This window comes from Desulfitobacterium elongatum, assembly GCF_055378975.1.
Map to the genome: position 1 here is coordinate 4362542 of NZ_AP038772.1, position 20252 is coordinate 4382793.

At 36.7% G+C, this 20252-nt stretch carries 10 protein-coding genes; all 10 read right to left on the reverse strand.

The annotated features are described in order from the left end of the window. Window positions 1-59: 59 nt before the first annotated feature. The 10 genes from ACZ42W_RS20555 to ACZ42W_RS20600 all read right to left on the reverse strand — a co-directional run bounded on the left by ACZ42W_RS20555 (window position 60) and on the right by ACZ42W_RS20600 (window position 19995). Window positions 60-1559 carry a PIN-like domain-containing protein gene (locus ACZ42W_RS20555; RefSeq protein WP_464167121.1) on the reverse strand — a complete coding sequence of 500 codons (1500 nt, stop codon included), beginning with the start codon at window positions 1557-1559 and terminating at the stop codon, window positions 60-62. Window positions 1560-1804: 245 nt separating this feature from the next. Next, on the reverse strand, window positions 1805-4918 hold the full coding sequence (locus ACZ42W_RS20560; protein WP_464167122.1) for a metallophosphoesterase: 3114 nt from the start codon (window positions 4916-4918) through the stop codon (window positions 1805-1807). Window positions 4919-5296: 378 nt separating this feature from the next. Next, window positions 5297-7240: a TnsD family transposase gene (locus tag ACZ42W_RS20565; RefSeq protein WP_464167123.1), complete on the reverse strand. Its 1944-nt coding sequence runs from the start codon at window positions 7238-7240 to the stop codon at window positions 5297-5299. Window positions 7241-7265: 25 nt separating this feature from the next. Beyond that, window positions 7266-8981, reverse strand: a complete 1716-nt coding sequence (locus ACZ42W_RS20570) for an ATP-binding protein (RefSeq protein WP_464171121.1) — start codon at window positions 8979-8981, stop codon at window positions 7266-7268. Then, the gene (locus ACZ42W_RS20575; protein ID WP_464167124.1) at window positions 8959-11133 is read right to left on the reverse strand and encodes a Mu transposase C-terminal domain-containing protein; all 2175 of its coding nucleotides are present in this window, start codon (window positions 11131-11133) and stop codon (window positions 8959-8961) included. The genes ACZ42W_RS20570 and ACZ42W_RS20575 overlap by 23 nt, the downstream gene beginning before the upstream one ends. Beyond that, window positions 11117-11968: a TnsA endonuclease N-terminal domain-containing protein gene (locus ACZ42W_RS20580; protein WP_464167125.1), complete on the reverse strand. Its 852-nt coding sequence runs from the start codon at window positions 11966-11968 to the stop codon at window positions 11117-11119. Before ACZ42W_RS20580 ends, ACZ42W_RS20575 begins: the two co-directional genes overlap by 17 nt. A 443-nt stretch (window positions 11969-12411) precedes the next feature. After that, a complete protein-coding gene (locus tag ACZ42W_RS20585; protein WP_464167126.1) occupies window positions 12412-14058 on the reverse strand; it encodes a TnsD family Tn7-like transposition protein in 1647 nt (548 codons plus the stop codon). A gap of 286 nt (window positions 14059-14344) precedes the next feature. Beyond that, window positions 14345-16168 carry a glutamine--fructose-6-phosphate transaminase (isomerizing) gene (gene glmS, locus ACZ42W_RS20590; RefSeq protein ID WP_464167127.1) on the reverse strand — a complete coding sequence of 608 codons (1824 nt, stop codon included), beginning with the start codon at window positions 16166-16168 and terminating at the stop codon, window positions 14345-14347. 673 nt (window positions 16169-16841) lie between these two features. Next, window positions 16842-18179 (reverse strand): phosphoglucosamine mutase, encoded by a 1338-nt coding sequence (gene glmM, locus ACZ42W_RS20595; protein WP_464167128.1) that lies wholly within the window; start codon window positions 18177-18179, stop codon window positions 16842-16844. A 211-nt stretch (window positions 18180-18390) separates the two neighbouring features. Continuing rightward, entirely contained in the window at window positions 18391-19995 is a 1605-nt protein-coding gene (locus ACZ42W_RS20600) for an NAD(P)/FAD-dependent oxidoreductase (RefSeq protein ID WP_464167129.1), read from the reverse strand. Between the last annotated feature and the right edge of the window lie 257 nt (window positions 19996-20252).

Genomic DNA, 20252 nt, shown 5'->3' on the forward strand with positions numbered 1-20252 from the left:
AGGTTCATTAACGATACTTATAAAGGATTAGCCTAATTATCAATAGAATTAAATACAGACTAATGTGCTATCTCACAATCCTTACAATAAGTACCCGTCAATGTACCTTTATCAAATAATTTTCCACAATCGGAGCAGTTATCATAATCAATAGCGCATCTGACGCAAATTGGTTCACCATTTTGGGTAAAATATACCGTATTTGGATTACCACATTTGATGCAGCGGTCTTCATAATATTCATCGTGATTAATATAGGGCTCAAGTGCTAAGACCTCGAAGCCTCCAACATTAATATCTAATGTTTCCATTTTTATAAAATCTTCATCTTTTTCAAAGTCCACTTCAAACTTAAAGCAAATTGAGCCTGCTATTAAAACTTCAGCGTTCAATTTCTCAGAATAATTTCTAGAATATGATTCTGTGATATTAACACCGATTTTAGTTTGAAATGAACCTTCTACAATAACCTGATTCTCATTAACGCTTACAGAATCAATTATCATTTCCGGGGTGAAAATTTCCTCTACTTCTACATCGGCCAATACGTTTTCTAAAGAATCTTGAAGAGCTCCACTATGAATTAAATACCTTGTCAACTGTCCTCCATCATCTATTGTTATGTCCCAGCCGACCCTTCCTAACAAATCAAAACAAATAGATAAAGCGTTCATTTCTAGATAGGCGGTATGGTTAACCATATTATTAAGAATAGTTACGTGATTAATAAAATTAGTAAGACTTAATAAAACTAAGGGTTGTTCGCTATATTCCCTAAACTCTACTAATAATTCGTCCCTCGGTCTAATAGGAATATTATCTTTATCTAGAATCCACCAATCTTCTTTTTCATCGAGAGTAATAAAAATGATTGGAGAATTTGGATAAGAACGGGCCTGTTCTAAAACTTGTTTCCACAATATAAGGTCACCGAACTTCCGTCTTTTCGTTTCATCTCTTTTATCCTTTTCTTCATCCATATATCCAGGTGGTATTTTATACTTGTATCTCATTTCTCCTTCAGCAAATATCTTTAACAAAGTAGATATGTTGAAAAGTGCACCAACTCTATCACTTCTAATTAGCTCATCCACAAACAATTTGACCTTATCTTCTTTTAACATCTTCTGATTTTTCTTAACTTCTTCTTTGATATCACTATTATACTTTTCTAATTCTGTCCATATGGTAGAAATTGAAGTATTGATTTTTTCACCTAGCTGATTCACCAAAGGAATTTTAAATTTATTAAAATGTAAAAATTGCTTATTGATATCATTTTTTGCAATTTCGATAATGCGTTCAACTTCTTTTGTTACCTCTTTATATTTACTATATTCTCTTGTAATTACATTCTGCCGATTATCATTGTATTCATCTAGAACCTGAGCCGGAATCCACATTTCACTTTTAGGAATCGCGTTTAAAACCTTAAGAATATGTTCAGTTGTTTCTGGTGAAAATCTGTATATATTTAATAGCCCATTCGTATCAATAATAACTAACGGCTTTAGTTCCCATATTATCTTAAAATCGTCAAATGAATATGAATAACTCATCTTTATCTCCTTTTTCTATTCTTTAAAGATTATAATTCATTCAATTTTAAAAACTTATCCAGCAAGAATAGGCCTAATACAACACAATATAATTACAATCTAATATTTTCACTTAACGTAGTTATCCCTAAGGATAATAACCAAAAACTACCGGTTATAAAGGCGTTTACATTAGAATTCATCATATACAATCACTATGAAATAGTTCAAGTGTGAGTTCGGCAAATATTTAAGTAATTTGCTAATTAATCAATCATCTGTAAATGTCGTCTTCCTTGATTTTCCTTTTTAAGCTTCTTTATTATTTGACTTTTAACTACGCTATTCTTAGGAATTTTAGTGCTAGAAAGATTAACATTATTAAGATCAGCCATTAAATCAGCTATTAGTTTAATTAATTCTTCCTCCTCATGAATACCTTTTGAAAAAAATGTATTATAAAAAAATAATTTAGTTAAGACAATTTCTTTTATGAATTTTGAGTCTATTGTCTTTAAAAACCAGCTGAATTTTCTAATATATCCTTCTAGGCGCATATCCCCGTATAGTGAAACTACCATAAGCCGTTCTATGTCAGTGTTTGAAGTCTTCAATTGTTGTTCCAAAAATGGCTTAAGCTTTGGCGAACCTAAATTATCCAAAATATACGCCTGGATAACAACGGCAATTCCAACATTAAGTAGGTATTCAATTACTTCTTTAACGTTATTCTCGGTGTTGAAATCTTTGTTGTTGAAAGTTTCGTTTAACACAGAATAAAATAGACCAGCTAATTTACAATATTTATTTATACAGTTTTCTAAAGATTGCTGTTTATCCGCTTTGGCAATAAGCTCTGAATTCTTTAGAACTCTTGCGTATAAGGCAAGAATGCTAGCAAAATCTTGATTCTTCGCTTTTTCTTCCTTTTTAATTGTCTGATTATGGCTGCCACTTGAATCTGCCTTATCCAAGAGTTCATCTTTTTGTTCATCTTTCAGCTTCATATCACTTAATTTTTGTTCAAGATTGGTACCATCGAATATTTCAGCAAGTGATTTCTTTAAACTGATACTATTTAGCGCCTTAAGAGAAATATTTGACTCTATTTCTTTAAAGGTTTCGTTCACCCTTTGTTCAAGAAGCCTTAATAAATCCGATTCTTTTCGACTCAGTCCTGAGAAGTACACGATTTCATTTGTAAATAATAAGTAGCTTTCGTCGGCTAGGATATGCTGTTTGAATTCCAAGTTATCTGCCATACATAATGAAACAGAGAATTCAAATAAGCATCTATAACGGAAATATAATCTGTTTTGTTTCCATACGAAGATACCCTTTTCGATATACAGTTGTTTAAGTTTCTTAGCATCTACTTCTAAGCCGCTATGCCCAAAGAATTTATTTATCTCTTTCTCTAGCTCATCCTCTTCAAAGTGGTATCGTTTATTATAGACCATCACAGATGAAAGATATGCTAAACATGAGACTTTTAGTTTGTAGTCCACAGCCTCATATCGTATATCTTCAATCTTTAACTTCTCTAGAAGGATTTCTATAAAATTTTCTAATAAGGACGTCTCATTTAATGGAGAATAACTAGCCTGTTTCTCTATTATCCATAACATCAATGACACAATTAAAGGTGTTTTGGGTACTCCAATATTATTAAGACTAGTCATAACTTTATCTAAAACTGAATCTATATCTGCTTCGGTACAAGAAAACCAATTCTTCACTAATTGCCTGACTTGGCCCCGTCTAAACGTATTTATGTATAACGTATCATACTCACATCCAAAGTCCGGCTTGTTTTCTAACGTCAATGTAACCATAATATCTTGGCTCATTGTAACAATAAATCTATTTTTGTTATTACGATCAATAAACTCTTTTAATTTCACCATATTTTTTTTATCAGAGGGGTCAACATTGTCTATTAGCACAACACAATTACCGTATTCTAGACTTTCTTTTAAGTTAAAATCAAATATCCCGTAATTACCCAAATATGCTTGAATTGATTTTTCTATGATATTATTTCCTTTTGGTAAATCATTAAAATCTATGAAGAATGGTATTATGGGTGTAGTATTTGTCTGATTGTTCTTGGAAAGAAAGTATTTACATGAATAGTGAAGTAAGGTCGTTTTACCTATTTCTTTTTTTCCTACTAACAGGAAATTTTTGCTGTTCGAAAGCACCCCTTCTAATGTATAAATATTTTGGTCCTTTTTCTTAAATTCCTCTGATTCTGCTGATAATAATGGAGGAACATATATTTCGTCAATATCCTTAGGGGCAACTGTATCAGGGGACATACAAGAAACAAGTTTTTTGTTAATATCTTCTACTACCTTATCCTTAAGCGTAGTTAACACGGTAACAGTAGAATTAAACAGCGCAAGACTCCTTGAATCATCTAATGATAAACTATAAAAGCCATTTTCAATTACTGAAATCGCTTTATCGAATGCCCTACGTCTATCAAAGTATTCTCGGAGATTAACCGATATTTGTCTCTCTTTAGGGACATAGGTTATTACTGAATAGGCATTGGATTTTCTGTCTTGGTACAATGACCCAGATTTTACAAATAAAGTCCGATATTTGCTGAATACAACTTCTGTAAGATTCGGACTGTGAAGATGACCAGAACAAACAATATTAAAACCATTAAGCAGTCTATTATGAATTGCTTCTCTATCAAATTCTTTTAACCATTCCAGTGGGTGGTGAAATAAGGCAATTTTTAATTCGCAATCATTCAAATCGGCTATTGCATTATCCACTTGCCTCTCACCAATTAGTAGTTTTCCATAATCGGAATTGCCTCCGAATGCACCCCAAGAGGAGTTTAGACATGCAATACCAACAGTTACTCCTTGTAGATTCAGTCGGAATGTCGAGTACAAGGATTTCCTTGTTACAATGTATGGATTATTCTCAAAGGATAAGTCTAAAAACTGGTTATAATCCTCAAGTCTCTTTAATAGAACTTCACACCCGTCGGGGTTATCAATGAATTGATTCAGGTCCTCTTTGTTATTGAATCTTTCCGTTATATCCCAGTCAATATATTTTTGAATCTTGTTCCTATTGACTTCGTGATTACCTGGAACGAAAAAAAATCTTTCTTTTGGTACTTTTAAAATGTCGATAAGAGGATCAATTAACTGCCTTTCAGCAAGAGCATACTCATAACTACCATCAAGGCCCTGGGACCCGTCATTAATTAAATCACCTGTAAAAAGTACGCAATCAATATTTACCTGTTGATTCCTCAAGTCTTCAAACATTGCTTTAAGAACAATATCAATATCCTTGGAATTACTGATATTAATGTGTAAATCGGATAAATGTAAAAAGGTAAGTTGCATACAGCCCCTCCAGAAGAAATAGTATTTAAATTAGTTAAATCCTCTCCAATGTCGAGATTTATAAACTACACTGTTCTTAAATTTATTATTTAAAACACTTTCATAAATATTATCCATTATTATTACCCCATTTTCGAGATAACAAATGTTTTTCAATTTTGTATAAAGACCAAATTATGTATTTTCTTATCTTTCTTTTAGAATTCAACACGCTTCTTAAATATTCCTCTAAACTAAACAAATAACCAGAACGCACTAAAAACGTTCTGGTTATTTGTCCTAATTGTCAGGTACAGGAATTGATACTGCATGTTCGAATGCAGAATGTATTTATAAAATCTTAACACTTGTTCCTAACCTATTAAATGATTTCATAAATCATGCAATTTCGAGTGTTACCGCCTTTTCTTTATAAGCCTGTAAAAATTGTTCTATTTCGGCGACATTCTGTAATACCCTGTTACGAACACGAATCGAGCAATCGGGTCTTAAGCCTGCCTGCCTGAATACCTGCCAAACCTTTGGTGATTCTTTTTCATGGTAAAAGCTTCTGCAAATTGAATCAATGCGCCGGATTTGGAATTCATCTATTGTTTCGGTAATCCGAACTAATAATTCATTTGTCATTTGAAGCTTACTAATATGTTTTTGAAGAAGCGCACTTATTCCTAGGGTCTTACCAATAAGTGACCGTGTAATCCTTACAGGCTTATCGCTTAAGAGTAACTCTGAATATACCAACTCAATTTTATGATAAATATCTCTATCTCTCTCTTTCCAATCAATCCTAGTGTTGTTCTTCTGGTTCCGATTTTTTCTCGGAATTGGAAGAGGCAAATTCTTGTCTAACCATTGTACATCATTTCTATATAGCCATGCATACTGTTTTTTAAGAGCTCTCCTAATTTCAGTTCTTGATTGAGTAGAATGGCACTTCATATAATTCAAAATGTCACTAGCGTATTGTTCACGGTAATTGAAGGCTTCAGAACGTTTAGGTACACCTACTGCCAAATTACCAACCTTACAATTCCCTTTTATTAAACCTCTAATCCCTAACTTGCTAGAATACTTTATAATCGTTTTGGGATCACATCGTAAAATTCTGGACATCTCACGCAAGCTAAGTTTTCTATGGCATATCAAATTTCTCAGTTTATCCAACCAAACTGGACCAAAATTCTTAATCCTACCGATCTTATTTTGATCTTCAGGTTTTTTATCCGGTCCTCTTCTCGAAAATATGAACCCACATGAACAGGAGAAAGTACCAACTGGTTGTCTTGTCTTAGAATCTACTGTAACTTTACAATCTACTACGACAGGACATTTATAATGATCCGCAGCTGGATTTAGACAATTCCAAGGTCCTTTTCCAAAGTATGATATTTCCTCTTTTCCCTGGAAAAATTCATCTAATGATCCACAAAGAAAGTTAATTAGAAGTATATGTCTTAGTGGATGAATAGCCTTTTTGGGTTTTCTAGTTATATACTTTAGCCAACTCCACTCAACGCCACTCTCAATTTCACAATTAATAGTCTGGAGAAAATTTAAGCCGTAGTGCTTTAAAAACTGTTCATACAATTCCTTTTGTCTAACTCGTCCACCATAAGTTAATAACCCATGTGATTTAAGTAGTGAATGATACTTATTATTGATAGCTTCTTGATCCGTACTAACCTTAGCATTTAAAAGATAGAATACTGATTGAGCGATAACCATTAACTGTTCTCTTAAAATTTTATCTTTTTCATTTGATATATTAAAACTTACTCTACTATGATCAAGACGTATATATTCTATTCGACTCGCTTCTTTATACGTTATTGGATAGTCATTCAAATAACATTTATGCTTAAAGCAAAGTTCAACACCCTGAATGTTATGAGCTCTATGAAAATAGGCTTCACCATAACGCTTTTCGTCCTCTGATACACATAAAGGGCAATACCGTAACCTTTTTATATCAGATAAACTTCCTGCCATAATACCGCTCTGTCCATATAATCCCTTTCCATGACCAAAGGACATTGCCTGAATAATTTCTTTCTGTCTCTCCATAGAAAAGAAAGGTAAATATACTGGAATTATAGTATTGTAGTAAATTAAATAACTTGGTGAATACTTTTTACCATCAAACAATTGACTTGAAAGATAGTTAAGATTACTGGGCAAAAAAAGCGTTGGGATTTTTGACCTAGAACCGGCTATTTCTGCTAATGTGTCCCTGAAATTTGTATTCCCTGCATAATAATGATAGCGAGCTATAGCACTATATATAAGTTCATCTTCATAGGGATAAGTAAAAAATGGTAACATAATAAATCCACACCTTAAATACTCATTAACTGAGTTTCTGTATATTGTGCAATTCACGAATTGGATCTTTAATAAACCCATTCTCCATTAAAAGTTCATATACTCGGATTTTCTTTTTAACGGCCTCTTTAAAAATATACCGCAAATCTTGATCATCAAATTTAGGTGTTTTCTTCTTTTCTAAAAGTTTACCTCCTTTAACTTCATCTCTTTCTAGAGCTAGTTTTAATGCTTTTTGTTTTAATTCTACATAATCAGTTGACTTTTCTGATTCATCGATAACTTTTTTCGCGATATCCCTAAAATCACTATCAGATAAATTATTAAACGTTCCAAGCATTTTTAATTCCAACACAATATTTTTCTGTATATTTGTAACTAAGAGTTTTTCAGTTTCTTTTTTATCCTTTAATAAACTTGAAACAACTCCTTGTAGATTATAATCTTTCTCCATAGAATTTAAAATTAAATTAGTATCAATTGAAATATCCTCATACTTCGCTAACAAATTATAATCGTTATTTTTAATCGCTTTTATTATTGGTTGAATCATAAAGAGATCTCTTTTAGATGTTCTCCTTATCAAATCGGGAGTGATACATTCATTCTTAGTAAATAGAGCGCGTCCCTGAGTAAGTATAAATAAATTTAAAGCGATAGCCGTAATACCTTGGGATTCCTCATATAAAGTCTCACTAATTTCAGGAGTAAGAGGTGTTTTTTCTTTTAAACACTGATAATCCCACATCGATTCAAGAAAAAGATTCCAATCTTCGGCATTTGCCATCCTATCCCAAAGAATACCTGCCTCACTACATAGTCTTCTTCCGGATTTCAATTCTTTTTCTAACATTTTCATTGCTTTAAAAGTACCAATTACTATAATCGGAACCCCAATCGTATTAGTCATTGTCACTAGAAAGTTTAATATCTGGTCCGATTCAGACTTCTTTTTAACAAAAAACTGCGTTTCATCTATTACTAACAAGCCTATTCCATACAGAGAAGAAAGATATGCCATATGGATCATCATTTTTGATACTGTTTCGGAACCGTATTTTTTAAAATAATTAGTACTTCCTAATACATCATCAATTGCTTTAAAAAAAAGTAAACATAAAGTTTTTAGCGATCCATCGTGAGGGCTATCTATTTTTAGCCAAACAATTTGAGTTCTTGAAAGTGGAAATTCTCTAAATTCCTGATGATAAACGATTTGTGGGTACATTAGTAACAGTTTTTCTACAGCGGTAGTCTTTCCAATTCCACTGATCCCAATGATACTCATACAATCAGCTGTAGAACGGATATATTTATTTAATCTCTTAATAACATGTTCGTCATCGAACGACTCTCTCTGCTCTTTAATCGTATTTAACATCTGCAACCTTTGAATATATTCCTTATTGATTGGGTTACGAGCGAGATATCCCCTACGAATCAAGACAGATATTTTTCGTTCTATATCAAAATGAATTGGTAATGGCTGATTAAAATTCCGGAGCCTTCTAATTAGATGGAAACGGACATTTTTATTACAGTTCAACTCATCTTTGGAAATAATCGGATACATGATTAAATTATCCGCGATATAATCGTTATCAAAAATGGGAGGAAGAGCTTCAATAAAGGGGTTGCCTCGATATTCTTCAACTTCTTGCATAATATACGATGCTCTGGTTATTACTTGGCCTTTAAATAAAGGTTTAACATAATCACTATTGCTTGTCGATATCACCATGTTCAATCCTTTTCCTCTTAAGCTTGGCATGTAAATCTAATGCTTCTTCATCTGGATCACTGAAATTCTTCTTAAAGGATATCACTTCACCTCTTTGAAATTCGTTTTTATTCCCAAGTACTATGGCCTCCTCCTGCCTAATTAATTCTTTTTCTTCATATCTATTTCGTCTGATATTTGAGATTTTCGATTTTTTTGATTGACTTGGAGCCATTTCTTGAGCTTGTTTCGTTTGTCTATTTGCGTTCTTTACTATCTTTTCGGCCTCAGAATCTCTGTCAGCATAAAGTTGATTCTGTTGATTAATCGAATCCCTAAGTAATTCATCCATTAATTCCTGTTCAAAATTGAGCTCATCGTAAGTCAAGTTTTGGAACTTACTACATTTAGGTAATAATAAACATACCCCATAGCCTTTCCACTTTTTGTCAGGGATATATATCTTTTGTGTGTTTCTAGGATCATAAACTATTTCGATTGTTTGGCCCACTCTATTAGTAAACCAACCTTCTTCAATAGCTTTTTCGCAACTATAAAATAGGTCTTGGTCAAATTTGATGCCTTCCCTTGTTATTCTAACTTCCTTTACAGGTAGGGCATTTAATCGCAAGGTATCCCTATCATATTTTGTAGTTCCTACAACCCGCTTCTTAATTCCCCAGTTCCAGAGTTCAACTGGTATTGGCCTAACTTCATCAGCATACATGTCAGGTTCTAATGGATAATCAGAAATTATCTTGGAATTATGAAGCAAAAAACTATTAATGATTAATTGGGTAAACTCATAAAGAGTAAGTGTAGCATCCAAGCGATAATCGCGACCGTTTGCTTTTGCTTCCATAAATTCCTTTTCTACAGCACCTGGGGACAATCGCCTAACCCTCTCGTTAACTGTTCTAAAATATCTTTCTACAATTCCTTTCAGATCTCCCCGACGAGGAGAAGTATTTTCAATAATTATACCTAGGTTATTAACAAGCCTGTCCGCTTGTTTACCTTCAAATTCTCCCCTATCAGCAATAAAAACTTTTGGCAATTTTGCATTAGGCCAATCTTTTGCCTTCATGGTAATTCCATATTTTTTACAAAACTCAACCTTATCCTCTAATATGTTATCAACCGCCATCACAGCCCCTAACCAAGAAGGCCCCTCTAAACCTACGTACAAACCGACTCCTAATCTCGAAAAGACATCAAAAATTGCATATACTACTGGTCTTCCAATTATTCTAGTCCGAGACCTATCTAGAAGATAAACATCCGCTATCGTTGCGTCTATTTGGTAACGCCATAATGGACCAACTGTTTCCATGGTTGAGTTACCTAGTAATTCTCGAAAATGCAAATCGAAAGAATTCTGTCCGTGCCTTGAGATGTATATATCTTTCTTATTGGGTTGCTTATTGTACCAGTACCTAAACTGATCAATTGACACCAATCTATCCCGGTCCCAAACCTTATTAAGAGTGTCTTTCCCGACTTTAAACTTATCAGAGAACCACTGTCTCAACATCCATTGATATGTATCTGTCAGATTAGGCTTGCTCTGTTTCTTATAATGCTTTTCAATAGCTAGATTAAATATATTTTCAATTTCTGGTGTAACATTGATTCCTGTGATGGTCTCTCCACCTAATCCAATTTTTTTAGGTCTTCCTCTCTTCTTGTTAGTTACCTTTCTCGTTCCTGTCCCACAATTAGTATAATCAGGAAGCAGTGCATTCTTAGTCATACCTCTTTGCCAGTAACGAAACATAATCCGTCTAACTGATCGCTCGCTGATATTGAACTTTTGGGCAGCCTCCTTTATAGTAACTTTTCGGTGCTGCTTGAATAAAATTTCAGGTTCATGAGTGTTCCAAATGTATTCTACAACAAGCCAATTTCTATCCCTAATTTCCTTATGCGCATTGGGAATATTGTCTTCATTAATAAAACCCAAATAGGGATCAGGAATTTCTCTTAATTCATTATTCTTTAGTGATTTCTCAAGCTCAGATATTTTAATTGAAAGAGGAAAAGATTCTCCTCCTTCAAGAGGCACATAGTATGCAAAGGTATTTCCCGAATTAATCCATATTATTCTAATTTTAGCCACTTCACCGTCATCGGATTCAAGATACTGCAATACCGAATTAATTAATATGCTCATATTCCTTTAGGTCACCCTCTTCATAAGACTTGATATATACCGGGTTATCATAATCTATATCCGAATTTAAAATGGGAATAATGATTTTCTTTTGAATTAGAAGGTGATTAAAAATTGAAATACCGGTACTAGGAACTAAACATAATTTATCATCGAAATCATCACTAAGACTGCGAATACTTACATATTGGTTAAGCACTTCATTCAAGAAAATATCTCTTAGCCTATTGATCTTCTCTACAGGCATGCCTGAAAATATCTCAAGTTCGGAAAGGTCGTAATAAGGACGAAGCGTGGAGATATTAAATGCTAACGTCTCATTGATTTGATCCTCCGTAACGATTCCCCAGTCTATCTTTTTACTTTTCCAGTAACGTCTTTCAATCTCAAACTTTTCTATTTTTCTCTCATCATTAAGTTCATCAATTTGCTTTATTGTCCTTGCAAGATATGTCTGTGATTTCCCGTCCGATACCGTTAATAAAAAATCAGTTGTAATTACATTTAAAAAGTCCGTTTTAACATCATGAGGATGTTTTATCCCTAATTCGTCTGCAATTTGTGTTGTCTGAGTTAGAGGCAAAGGATACTGTTCTCTTATATCAATTACGTAGTCCGTGAACTCTGCAATATAAAAATAGTCACGCTCATAATCTGATAATAAATGATGACCTCTTTTAATCTTTATTCCTTGAATTCGATGACTTCTTCCACGTGACGGTACATCCCGTATAGTAAGCCAAGGTTTATAATTTTCACCTTCTCCGCCACCTCTTCCCTCTTTAATCCATCTTTTATACTTTTGCGAAGTCATACTTCGATCTCTTTTTGCCATTAAATTCCCTCTTCTTTCTAAGTAGTCCCAAGATACTACGATATAAAATCAAATACTTTAGGTATAAGCAAAAAATTTCAACTATAGTCTTAACAATTTTCTTTATAAATCAACATAATAAAGCCAGACCGTCTTAAAACTTTTAGCAAAAAGTTGATAGATTCCTCTTCACCTTAGTCTGGCCTTGAACTCTACTTAGATATAATTAACTTAAGAATTCAAAAAGTTATTTACGTTATTATTAACTCTATCTTTAACTTCTTTGAATTGTCTTTTCTTGTCCCATCCACAAATTCTAATTAATATTTCATATTTAGATAAGAGATTATTCTCTTTAAATACTTCATTACAAACCAGATCAGCTTTTCGTAATAAATAATTTAGTGAAGATTCCGAATTACCAATAATAAAATCGTTTGTTTTAGGCATATCTTTTAGATGCCTTAATAAATAGCCTCCCTCCTTTTTCCCCATTTTTTAGCTATCTTGTTTTTTGTAATTCTCGCTTTTTCATTTAGCATTCTATTATATACATCCATTACTTTTAATAAAAATTCTTTATCTTTTATCTCATAATCTATCTTTTTTACGTTCATTATATTTGAACGTTGAGGTAAATTATTATCTAGCCATTGAGGATCATATCTTCTAAACCAAGAATAATGAGCTTTTAAATTTTTTATTATATCGCTTCTTTTGCATTCCGGATTAGATTTAATATAATCCAGAATAATTGAAGATCTTCGCTCCCATTGATCTTTTATATGATTAGCCGTCGATTTATTATAAATTCTGGTAGGCCTCTGCGGAGGTATATGTTGTAATGATTTACTTCGTATAAGGTGCTGTAATTTTAGTTTTGTTGCATATTTTAGAATTGTATCTGGAGTACAATGCATTTTTAATGAAAGAGTATAAACTCCATATTTGTTTTCTAATAAATACTCTTTTAATTTTTCCTCCCAAATTAGACCAAATTTAATATGCCTGACTATAATTTTTCCACTGACTTCATATTTAATTTTAGAATATACAAACCCACAACTACACTCAAATCGCCCAATAATTTTTCCCTTCAGATAATGAATCCTTGCATTTTTAATTGCCGCATGATCATAATGATCTGAAGCTGGATTGATGCAATTCCATGGAGGCTTTCCAAAGGGAAATTCATAAATAACATTTTTTTCGAAAAAATCTTTAAAATTATTGCTTAGAAAGTTAATTAATAAAACATGTTGAATTGGAGAATGAATTCTATGCTTTCTACACTTAGTGGTTAAATCTGTAATCCAATTACTTTTTTCATTTTTAATATCAGAATTAAAAACCTTTAGCAATTCTTCTCCGTAGTATTCCTTAAACTCTTTTATTAATTTATTTCTTTTAACATGAAGATTTGGCCACATAAAATCATTAAGGCTTAACCAAATCAAGTACTTTTTGAAAACCTTATCTTGATTAAAATTTGTAGAAAGGTTATTTAATATATAATTGATACCTTTAGCAATGTCAATTAATCGACTTTCTACTTGTTTATCCTGGATAAACTTCTGATTAAGATCAATAGTATTAAAATCTAGTCTTGTATATCCATATCTATCCTGAGCAACAGGATATTTGTACAATAAACAAAAATGTTTAAAGCATACTACAGCCCCTATAGGTTGATGACTTCGATGGAAGTATGCTTCACCAAAAAGACCGTTTTCTTCCATAGCACATTTAGGACAGTATTTTAAAAAATCTGTGAGAGAATTTTTAGCTGCTAATTCAAATGATAAATTTTGGCCACTTTCATCATTCATAGTTTTCGTAATCCTTAATTGTTTATCTTTATGTAAAAAAAAATGATAAAGTGGGTAAAGTGTATGATTTAGCCTTAAATATTCGGCGGCATATTTTTTAGGAAGTACTTTTTCTAATGTTTTTAATCTACATGGCAATTCTATAGTAGAATAAATACAAGTTTCTCCAAAAAGATCCCGAATAGAATCGACAAAATACTTATTACCGGAATAATAATGATATCTTGCAAACAAGCTATACAAAATTTCATCTTCATAAGGATCTGGAAAAAAGGCAAGCATAAAACAACCATCCCTAAAATTTTATTTAGATTTTATTAATAAACTACTTATAATTATTGATATTATTAAAAAATAAAAAGAGAAACCCCGTAAATACTGAGTTCAGCGGGATTTCTCCACTTTATAACGATTTCTACCATTGCTATTTTTAAATAACCAAATTAAAGTTGTTATCCACAACTATTTTTCATTTTTGACAAAACACATTTCCATTTTTGACAAATTATATTTCCATTGGACAAACTTTATTTTCACTCCACATCAAACACCACAAACGTCATTCACTTTACTCGACAGTAACACTTTTCGCCAAATTCCTTGGCTTATCGACATCGCACCCTCTGGCTACGGATACATAGTAGGATAGAAGCTGAAGCGGAATGACGGTGAGAATCGGAGCGAGTTCAGCGATTGTCTCTGGTAGGTAGATCACATGATCTACCGATTTTGCTAGGTCTTTGGTTCCTTTGAAGGTTACGCCGATGACTCTTGCATCACGAGCTTTGATCTCTTTAATATTGGAGACCGTCTTTTCATAGACGTCCATTTGTGTAGCGAGCGCAATGACGGGAGTCTTCTCCGTGATCAAGGCAAGAGTTCCATGTTTGAGCTCTCCAGCAGCATACGCTTCGGCATGGATATAGGAAATCTCTTTGAGCTTCAAGGAGCCTTCCATAGCAACACTCCAGTCAAGGCTGCGGCCGATGAAGAAGGTGTCTTCCACATCCACGAAGGACTTAGCAAAGTCTTTAATATGCTCAGCTTCATCGAGTACTTCCTGGGCTTGAGCTGGGATCTTCCTCAGTGCGGTAATAACTTCTCCGACTTTTTCTGGTGTCATAGTGCCACGAATTTGGGCTAGATAAAGTCCGAGGAGGACCATGCCTTCAAGCTGAGTGGTATACGCTTTTGTGGAGGCCACAGCGATTTCCGGGCCAGCCCAGGTATAGACCACATCGTGGGCTTCACGAGAAACAGAGCTTCCCACAACATTCGTAACAGCAACAACACGTGCTCCGAGATTCTTAGCCTCACGTAGAGCAGCAAGGGTATCTGCCGTTTCTCCGGATTGGCTCACGACCACGACTAAAGTGTGCTCATCAATTAGAGGAGAACGGTAACGGAATTCAGAGGCTATATCTACTTCGACTGGGAGGCGCACCCAACGCTCAATCAAGGTCTTACCGACTAAACCGGCATGCCACGCTGTCCCGCAAGCGACGATGAAAACCTTATTAAACTTATTGACTTCTTCAGCTGTCAGGCTAACTTCTTGGAGGTCGACTTTCTGATCCTCCAAACGACTTGTTAACGTATCTCGAAGTGCGCGCGGCTGCTCAAAGATTTCTTTGAGCATAAAATGGTCATAACCGCCTTTTTCTGCAGCGATTGCATCCCACTTTACTTCATAGACCTCTTTTTGTTTCGGGTTTCCTTGGAAATCCATCACTCGAACGCCGTCTTCTGTGAGAACGACCATTTCTCCATCTTCTAAGATGTAAGTCTTCCGAGTATAGTTCAAGATCGCCGGGATATCACTGGCTACAAAGAATTCTCCATCCCCAAGTCCAATAACCATCGGGCTATCCTTTCGAGCAGCGACTAGCTTACTCGGGTCTTGACGACTCATCACGACAATTGCGAAGGAGCCCTGAACCTTTTTAAGCACTTCTCGAACTGCTTCTTCTAGGTCTCCCTTATAAAAATATTCCACTAAATGCGGTAGTACTTCGGTATCCGTCTCCGATAGAAACGTATGCCCTTGCTCGATTAACCACTCTTTAAGTTCGAGGTAGTTCTCAATAATTCCGTTATGGACGACAGCGAACTTCTCCTGAGTATCCAAGTGGGGATGGGAATTAATATCGGAGGGGCGGCCATGAGTCGCCCAACGGGTGTGTCCAATCCCGATACAAGTCTGGGAGAAATCCGTTCCCAATTTTTCTTCCAAGGCAGCCAATTTCCCTACGGTCTTGCACGTAGAAATCCCCTGCTCGTCCAGTACAGACACTCCGGCAGAGTCATACCCACGGTATTCTAACTTTTTCAATCCCTCTACAAGTACTGGAATAGCCGGGCGGTTACCAATATATCCAACGATACCACACATAAATTTCTTTCTCCTCTCAAAATCAAGACTTCCATGCATTCATACGCTTCTAGCGTATGAATAGTGCGAATTAACCCTATCTGTGTAAAAACAAAAACCGCTCCTTCCGAGCGGTTCAAATCAATCCTTCTGGCAATAGCGAGCTAGGAAAGCCAAATAGATAGACTTCCCCCTACTCCTTGAAACCTACCCTTTGTCCCGCAAATTACTTCACGGATTTGTGATAAGTCTTCGGTGCCAAGCCACCGAGAGGGATCCGCCGAATTTTTCGATAACCCTCTTCCTCGTCAACCAAAATCGATATTCGCGGGTTGACATCCGATGTTCGAAAGTGTCGAACTACGAATCTCGTACCACGTACCTCGAATATGGTCCAGGCGCTTTATTATCTTGCCAGATGTTTGAGTTTGACCACACAGATACTCGCTTCTTTAAGCTAAGCCGTTCGTTTACGCTAGCCTATCCTTAACTTCTACTATACCTTTCGTATTCTTTTCGCTAAGCATCCCCCCTTAAAATACTAGCTATGAGATCTCATTAGGAGCTCATGGGAATAAAAACAACATTCATGTACCCTATTCAATTATACTTTTTTCACACACAGAAAAGAATGGAGTACATGAACATTATACGTGTTTTTTCTAAAATAGCTACAGAAATATTTTACAATCTTTTAAACCTGCTCCCGCTTAATAATATCAATCACGGACTGAGCCAACTGCCTCAACTGATCCTGATCCTGTCCCTCTACCATGACTCGTACTAAGGATTCGGTACCCGATGGACGGACGAGCACTCGCCCACGTCCCCCTAGGAAGCGTTTGACTTCCTCAACTTTTTGAAGCACATATGGATTCTGCATTGCCTTCTCTTTATCGTTCACTCGAGTATTGATCAATACTTGAGGAAGACGTTGCATTTGATGGGCGAGCTTCGATAGGGATTTGCCTTGCTCTTTGACAACGGACGCAAGTTGTAGGGCTGTAAGTAACCCATCCCCCGTCGTATTATGCTCGAGGAAGATGATATGTCCGGACTGCTCCCCACCAATCTTAGCACCCGTCTTAAGGAGTTCTTCCATGACATACCGGTCTCCGACTTGAGTCTCATAGATGTTGATCCCTGCTTCTTTTAAGGCGATATGAAGTCCAAGGTTACTCATCACAGTCACTACAATGGAATTCTCCACGAGCTGGCCTTTTGCTTTCAGAGCTAAGGCACAGATCAGCATGATGAAGTCCCCATCAACGATTTCGCCTTTTTCATCAACTGCGATTAGACGGTCTGCATCACCGTCATTAGCCAGACCCAGGTCTGCTTTATGCTCAAGCACTGCTTGCTGCAGCACTTCAGGATGAGTTGAGCCACACCCTGCATTGATATTCACCCCATCTGGAGTATCGAAGATCGGGATAACTTCGACACCGAGTTCTTGCAGGACTTGAGGACCTACTCGGTAGGCTGCACCGTTCGAGGCATCCAGGACAACTTTAAGCCCGTCAAGACGACCGACTGTCTCTTTTAGAAAATCAATATACTGACGCTCTGCATCCTTAATCTCGATGACACGTCCTACTTCACCACCGATAGGAACTTCCCAGGGTTTTTCTTCACTTAAAACAATCGCTTCAATCTCATCTTCCACCGAGTCGGGAAGCTTATAGCCTGTAGCTGAGAAGAATTTTATGCCATTATCCTGTACAGGATTGTGGGACGCAGAAATCACAACCCCTGCGCTCACCTCTAAAATCCGGGTTAAAAAAGCAATACCTGGGGTCGGTAGAATTCCCACTTTCAAGACATCAGCCCCGACAGAGCAAATTCCTGAGATGAGAGAGGCTTCTAACATATCTCCTGAGATTCGAGTATCCTTACCGATCACGATCTTAGGGTGTGGATGTTCTTTGCTCAATACATAAGCACCAGCCTGGCCTAATCGAAAAGCCAACTCTGGTGTGAGTTCACGGTTTGCTACTCCACGTACGCCATCTGTTCCAAATAACCTACCCAAATAGTTCTTCCCCTTCCTTATGTCACATGCTTTATATTGGGCTCACTTGAATCCTAATGCTTTATTCAAACCAATACCATTATATTATAGAATAATAGACTCTAAACCTAGACCCAAACTGATTTCTCTTTTGAAACCCAATTTATTTTAAGCATAATATGTCTTCTCTAAAAATTCAAATCTGGGAATCAAGCAACAGTCCCTAAATCAGCTAATCAGCGGGGCTGAACTGGGCCATGAGTCGTTCCGCCATTCGGATTCCGTCCACGGCTGCGCTCATGATTCCACCTGCATAGCCGGCCCCTTCCCCCGCAGGATATAAACCTTGAAAGTGAATTGCTTCGCCTGTCTTATCCCTTGTGATTCGCACGGGGGCACTGGTTCGAGTTTCAGTCCCCGTTAGGGTCGCTTTATCTCCGGCAAAGCCTTTGATTTTATGATCAAAGGAGACAAGAGCTCTATCCAATACTTCTCCGACAACTTGGGGGAGTACGGCATGAAGCTCTACTGGCTGAACTCCAGGTATATAACTTGGTGGTAGATGAAACGAGTCTGTGACACGCCCCTCTAAAAAATCCCGGACTCCTTGAGCGGGTGCTTTATAATCCCGTCCTCCTGCGAAGAAAGCTTGGTGTTCCCAATACCGTTGGAACTCAATCCCAGCCAAAGGATGATTGCTCTGGAAATCCTCCGCCCCTACGGTAACGACGATCGCACTATTGGCTACCCCAGTATTTCTCTGATATTCACTCATCCCATTCGTAACGACTCGCTCTTCTTCAGAAGCGGCCGCAACGACTTTACCGCCAGGACACATACAAAAAGCATAAGCTCCTCTTCCCGTCGGCAGATCCTGATAGGTTAGCTGATAATCAGCCGGTCCAAGTTTGGGGTGTTCTTCCACCCCATATTGCGAAAGATTGATGAGTTTCTGCGGATGCTCAACTCTAAGCCCGATCGCAAAAGCCTTCTGCTCGAGCTGAACCCCTTGTTCGTGTAAAAGTTGATAGGTCTCTCGCGAACTATGCCCTATGGCTAAAATAACCGTCTCGCTTGGAATTTCTTCCGAGTGATTCACAACTACTCCCGTAATCTTTCCTTCGGAATGCTCTAACCCGGTTAGCTTAGCACGAAAACGCACCTCTCCTCCAAGAGCTATAATCTCTTGGCGAAGCCCTTGAGTCACTCGCTTCAAAATGTCCGTCCCGATATGTGCCTTTGCTAGGAAGAGAATTTCCTGAGGTGCACCCTGCTTCACGAAAGCCTCCAGGACCTCTGTGATTCTAGCATCAGAAATGCGGGTCGTCAACTTCCCATCTGAGAATGTTCCCGCTCCCCCTTCCCCGAACTGGACATTACTTTCCACATCGAGCTGGCCTGTCTTCCAGAATTCTTCAACTTTCTGAGTCCGAGTCTCCACATCATCCCCACGTTCGAGGACCAAAGGAGCATACCCTTTCTTCGCCAAGGCTAACGCAGCAAAATAACCTGCGGGCCCGGCCCCCACCACGATGGGGCGATGCGCGAGTTTCCTTTCAGGTTTAGAGAGAAGACGTGGTTCAACAGCCGGTTCAGGTCTCAAATCCCCTACCTGGTGCAGAACACGGTTCACTTCTTTATACGATAAGTCCAATCGGAATCGAAGGGTATAGGAAAAAAACAAAAGCGGCTTCTTCCTCGCATCTACAGATCGGCGAAGAATACGAAGCCCTGAAATACTTTGCTGCGGAACCTTTAGTTTGCGAGCCATCATGAAAGGAAGATTTTCATCGTCCTCTTCCACAGGGACTCGCAAGTTTGTCCATATGAGATTCAAAAGGATTCCTCCACGTATGAGATTACATCTCTTTTCTCTAATCAAAAGCCTACCTAAAAGCAAGGCCTTCAAAGACCTATGACTGTAGCTTTTCGCGCAGAACGAAATCCGTCGTAGGATTTCGGCCTTAGCTGAACGACTTTTAGCGGAGGGGTGATAAATCGAACTAAGCTTCTGAGGGGAAGCGGCGCCACCGGTTCACATGCAGAAAGCAGAAGGGTTTGGCAACGAAAGTGTCCAGTGGACATTTTCGCCCG